A 5,295-nucleotide genomic window follows, 5' to 3' on the forward strand; every position below is an offset into this window, starting at 1 on the left:
CTTGTCGTCGCTCCGCACGGCGGCATAGAGCCTGCGGGTGATGCCCGTCTCCGTCAGGGGGCGGGTCACGTAGTCGGATGAATATTTCACCTCCCGCACGACCCAGTCGGGCAGGACCGACACCCCCCGGTTCGACGCCACCAGCAGCAGGATCACCGCCGTCAATTCCACCTGACGGATCGCCGCCGGTTCGACCTTGGCCGGGATCAGCAACTGGCTGAAGATGTCCAGCCGGGACCGTTCCACCGGGTAGGTGATCAGCGTCTCGCCCCGGAAATCCGCCGCCTCCACGTAGGGTTTGGATGCCAGCGGGTGGGTGCTGGCCGCGACAAAGACCGGGTTGTAGTCGAACAATTCGATGAAGGTCACACCGGGCAGGTCCTCGGGATCGGAACTCACCACAAGGTCCACCTCCTCGCGCAGGAGGGCAGGCAGCGCCTCGAAGGCGAGGCCGGGGCGGATGTCCACATCCACGTCCGGCCAGGCGCGGCGGAACTGTTCCAGCACGGGGAACAGCCATTCGAAACAGGCGTGACATTCGATGGCGATATGCATCCGCCCGGTGCTGCCCGCGCGCAGGCCGGTGAATTCCGCCTGCAGCGCCTCCACCTGCGGCAGAACCTGCTGGGCGAGCTTCAGCAGCCGCTGCCCGGCGGGCGACAATTTCAGCGGTTTGGAGCGGCGCACGAAAAGCTCCACCCCCGCCTGGTCTTCCAGCCCCTTCACCTGATGGCTGAGCGCGGATTGGGTGATGTTCATCTGCTCGGCGGCCCGGGCCAGCCCGCCGGCTTCGTGAATCGCCTGTATGGTGCGCAGGTGCCGGAACTCGATATGCATATGAGGCGTTCCTCATGTTGAAGATGAGAGTTATGAATTTGTCTCACATCGCGACACATGCGACAAGTGGGGCAACAGATATCCCGCCGCCCGTCGGCCCCGTTTCAGGAATGTAGTAATGACCACGCCTCGCGTATCCTTCGAAGTTTTCCCGCCCCGTTCGGTCGATGCAGCTTTCAAGCTGTGGGATACCGCGCAGGCGCTCGCGCCGCTGGCCCCGCGGTTTTTCTCCGTCACCTATGGTGCCGGGGGCTCCACCCGGGATCTGACACAGGATTCGGCGCATGTGCTGCGGCGCACCTCCGGGCTGCCGGTGGCCGCCCATCTGACCTGCGTGGGTGCCAGCCGCGAAGAAACGCTCGACGTGGCGCGCGGCTTTACCGAAGCCGGCGTGACCGACATCGTGGCCCTGCGCGGCGACCCGGCGGACGGGGCCGATCGCTTCACCGCCCATCCGCAAGGCTTCGCCAACAGCTGTGAGCTGATCGAGGCGCTCGCCGATATGAACCAGTTCACCATCCGCGTGGGCGCCTACCCCGATTCGCACCCCGACGCCGCCGACGAGGCCGCCAATATCGAATGGCTCAAGCGCAAGTTCGACGCCGGCGCGGACGAGGCGATCACCCAGTTCTTCTTCGAGGCCGAAACCTTCCTGCGGTTCCGCGATGCCTGCGAAAAGGCGGGCATCGACAAGCCGATCACGCCGGGCATCATGCCGGTGGTGAACTGGAAATCGGCCCGGTCCTTCGCCGAACGCTGCGGCGCGCTGATCCCCGACTGGGTGCACCAGTCCTTTGACGCGGCGATCCGCGACGACCGGCACGACCTGCTGGCGACAGCGCTCTGCACCGAACTGTGCAGCGAGCTGATCGACGAAGGCGTCGACACGCTGCATTTCTATACGCTGAACCGTGCGGAACTGACGCGCAATGTCTGCCGCGCCCTGGGCGTGACCCCGCAGGTGGCGCTTTCGGACGTAGCGTAAGCGCTTGCCCCTGCCGGTGCGGCGGTCCCTACTGGCCGCCGTAACAGACAGGAGCCACCCCCGTGCGACCCATCGCGAAATCACCGGCCGACCTCGTACCGCAGTCCGAAGTGCTGAACTACAGCGGCCTCGAATTCATGCAGAAGATGGTGGACGGGACTTTCCCCGGCCCGCCCATCTCGGAAAAGATGGGCTATACCCTGCACGAGGTCGAAGAGGGCCGCGTCGTCTTTCGCGGCGCGCCCGATTTCGGCACCACCAACCCGATGGGCACCGTGCACGGCGGCTGGTACGGAACGCTGCTGGATTCCGCCATGGCCTGCGCCGTCATGACGAAAGTGCCGCGCGGCAGCGTCTATACGACGCTGGAATACAAGATCAACATCCTGCGCTCCATCCCGCTGGGCATGCAGATCGACAGCATCGGGGTGATCGACCACGTGGGCCGGTCCACCGGCATCGCCCATGGCGAGATCAGGGGCGTGGAGGACGGCAAGCTTTATGCCACGGGGTCAACGACCTGTATCGTGATGAAACTGGGCTGAGGAAAAGGCGCGTCAGCCCTTGGCGACCTTGCGGGGAAGGCGCATTCCCGGCAGCCGCCACGCGCCTTCGGCTTCGGCGGCGCGCTCGGTCACGCTGGGGTGGATATGCTCCGACGGGTCGAGCGCGTGCTTGCGCCGCCGCCGGGTGACGAAAACCCGGCCATAGCCCCGCCATGTGCCCACCGAAGGCGCGTGCGGATCCTGCGGGAACCGTTCGCGCCAGCCTTCGGGCAGGGGCAGCCCGGTCTCCTCGGCCTTTTCCAGCATCCAGACCAGCGGGATGTTGGACAGCGGGCGCGCGGCTTCGAACCCGCCCAGTTGGCCGCCCACATCGCCATGGGTGCCGGGGAACCACATCTGCTCCACCCGGCCTTCGAAATCGGGGTCCGAGCGCCAGAGGATCGGCGCATAGGCCATGCGCGTCTCGTCGAGTGCCAGCGCGTGAAACCCGTTTTTCACGATACTGCTGAGGTCGTGGTTGTGGAAGGAATGGTGCCGCTCGCTCAGCCGCCAGAGGACCGGCGCGTTGATGCCCAGCGATTTCACCGTGTCCCATGCGCCGATCATCTCGATCGTGACGTCCTTCTGACAGAGGGCCCGGCTGAAGGCGCGGGTTGTCTCGGGCCGGGTACGGCCTTCGTAATGGCGGTAAACCTCGCGGATATTGCGCTCCGTCGCCTCCTCCGGGCGCAGCAGGCCCACCCGGTCGATCACCCCGGCAAGCGAGCGTACCGCGTAGGCCCCGCGCGAATAGCCGAAGAAGAACACCCGGTCGCCGGGCCGGTAGCGCGATGCCAGGTAGCCATAGGCGCGGCGGATCTGCCGGTTGATGCCGCGCCCCATGATCACGTCGCGGGTGCTGCGCCAGTCCTGCCACTGCAGGCCGGGTTCGTAGTAGATGGACAGGGCGCTGCCCATTTCGCGCATCAGCTTGTAGGACAGGCCCACGTTGGTCTCCGCCCCCTCTACAAGGGACGACATCGTCCCGTCGAGGATCACGACATGGGTGACAGCCCCCCGGCGCGGTCCGAAATCGGAGGCCGGGCGCCGCCAGAAGCGCCCGAAGAGACGGGCAAACCAGTTCCTATTCTGCCGCGATGGCGCCACCGTTCAACAGCTCCCATACCTTGTGCGGCGTGAAGGGCATGTCCGCCTGTCTCACGCCACGTTCCCAGAGCGCATCCTGCACCGCGTTCGACACGGCTGCCAGTGCTCCGACCGTTCCTGCCTCGCCACATCCTTTCATGCCCATGATATTGGCCGTGGATGGGACGGGTTCAGATGTAAACGAAATTCCCGGCAAATCTATGGCGCGCGGCATGGCGTAATCCATGAAGGACGCCGTAAGCAGCTGGCCGTCCGCGTCATAGACCACATGTTCCTGCAATGCCTGCCCGATTCCCTGCGCCACACCGCCATGCACCTGCCCTTCGGCCAGCATCGGGTTGATGAGGTTTCCGAAATCATCGACCACGGTGTAGCTGTCGACCGTCACGACGCCGGTGGCGGGGTCCACGACCACCTCGGCCACATGGGCGCCGTTGGGATAGCTGCGCGCTTCCAGCTTGGCGCGTTCGTGATGGCGCAGCAGATCGTCGCGGCCCTTTTCACGGGCCATGCGCGCGACCTCCAGCATGGTGGGGGAGACGTTGGAGCCTTCGGCGCGGAAGCGTTCGTCATCGAAGCGGATCGCATCTTCCGGCACATCGAGCTCTTCGGCGAGGAAGGCGGTGAAGGCCGCCGTCATCTTCGCGACGGTCGCCAGCGTGGCGTTGTTCTGCACGGTGACGGAGCGTGAGCCGCCGGTGCCGCCCCCCTGCGCGATCAGGTCGCTGTCCCCTTGGACGACGGTGATGCGGTCGGCGGGAATGCCCGTCTGATCGCTGAGAAACTGGGCATAGACGGTTTCATGGCCCTGCCCGTTGCTCTGGGTGCCCACGAGGATCGTCGCGGTGTCGTCCTCGTTGAAGACGACCTGCGCGCCCTCGCTGGGATCGCCGAGGATGCTTTCGATGTAATAGCAAAGCCCCTGCCCGCGCAGCAGGCCCCGCTCCGCATCCGCCGCGCGCCGGGCGGCAAAGCCGTCCCGGTCCGCCTTTTCGGCGGCGCGGTCCAGCACGCGGGCGAATTCGCCGACGTCGTAGGTTTCGCCCGTGGCGCTTTTGTAGGGGAATTTATCCGGCGCGATGAAGTTGATGCGCCGCAGCTCCCACGGGTCCACGCCCAGTTCGCGCGCGGCCCGGTCCATCAGCCGTTCCAGCACATAGATCGCTTCGGGCCGGCCCGCGCCGCGATAGGCATCCACCTGCACCGTGTTGGTATAATAGCCCTCAACCTGCAGCCATGTGGTCTGCACATCATAGACGCCCATCAGCACGCGGCTGAAGAGGTTGGTCTGGATCGCCTGACCGAATTGCGAGTTATAGGCGCCGAGGTTGCAGCGCGACCGGACCCGGTAGGCGGTCATCCGGTTGTTTTCGTCAAAGGCCAGTTCCGCCAGCGACACGAGGTCGCGCCCGCCGTTGTCGCTCAGCATCGCTTCTGTCCGGTCCGACATCCAGCGCACCGGTCGCCCGGTCAGGCGCGCGGCCTGCGCCACGCTGAAATATTCAGGGTAGGCCATGGCCTTCATGCCAAAGCCGCCGCCCACGTCCGGGTTGGTCACGCGCACATCGTCACCTTCCAGCCCGAAAGCCTTCACGAGGTTGTCCTTGTGCACCCAGACACCCTGCCCGTTGTTGGCGACATGGAGCTTTCCGTCGGTCCATTCGGCATAGCAGCCGCGCGGTTCGAGCGAGTTCACGATGATCCGGTTGTCCGCGATTTCCAGCGACACGCTGCGCGCGGCCGCGTCAAAGGCCGCCTGCGTCGCCTCTTCGTCGCCCAGCCCCCAGTCAAAGGCGCGGTTGTCGGGCGCTTCGTCGTGCA

General features: G+C 65.6%; 5 protein-coding genes. 2 read left to right on the forward strand and 3 right to left on the reverse strand.

The genetic code is table 11. The annotated features are described in order from the left end of the window. A partial coding sequence (locus A3764_RS10120; protein ID WP_067951554.1) for a LysR family transcriptional regulator occupies nt 1-837 on the reverse strand: 837 nt, incomplete at its 3' end. 118 nt (nt 838-955) lie between these two features. Between A3764_RS10120 and metF the strand changes: the two genes are divergently transcribed. Together metF and A3764_RS10130 are read left to right on the forward strand one after the other, a co-directional pair. Beyond that, entirely contained in the window at nt 956-1,822 is an 867-nt protein-coding gene (gene metF / locus A3764_RS10125) for a methylenetetrahydrofolate reductase [NAD(P)H] (protein ID WP_067923352.1), read from the forward strand. Nucleotides 1,823-1,884: 62 nt separating this feature from the next. Beyond that, complete coding sequence (locus tag A3764_RS10130) at nt 1,885-2,367, forward strand: PaaI family thioesterase (RefSeq protein ID WP_067923349.1); 483 nt, start codon at nt 1,885-1,887, stop codon at nt 2,365-2,367. 12 nt (nt 2,368-2,379) lie between these two features. On the opposite strand, the gene A3764_RS10135 is transcribed toward A3764_RS10130, so the two are convergent. Beyond that, the gene (locus A3764_RS10135) at nt 2,380-3,474 is read right to left on the reverse strand and encodes a DUF2235 domain-containing protein (protein WP_067923346.1); all 1,095 of its coding nucleotides are present in this window, start codon (nt 3,472-3,474) and stop codon (nt 2,380-2,382) included. Continuing rightward, a partial coding sequence (locus tag A3764_RS10140; RefSeq protein WP_067951555.1) for a xanthine dehydrogenase family protein molybdopterin-binding subunit occupies nt 3,452-5,295 on the reverse strand: 1,844 nt, incomplete at its 5' end. The genes A3764_RS10140 and A3764_RS10135, both read right to left, overlap by 23 nt.

Source organism: Sulfitobacter sp. HI0129 (assembly GCF_001635395.1).
In the GTDB taxonomy this organism is placed as follows: Bacteria; Pseudomonadota; Alphaproteobacteria; order Rhodobacterales; family Rhodobacteraceae; genus Sulfitobacter.

Coding starts and splice junctions, on each gene's coding strand:
- metF (WP_067923352.1), top strand. CDS start 956: ATGACCACGCCTCGCGTATCCTTCGAAGTTTTCCCGCCCCGTTCGGTC.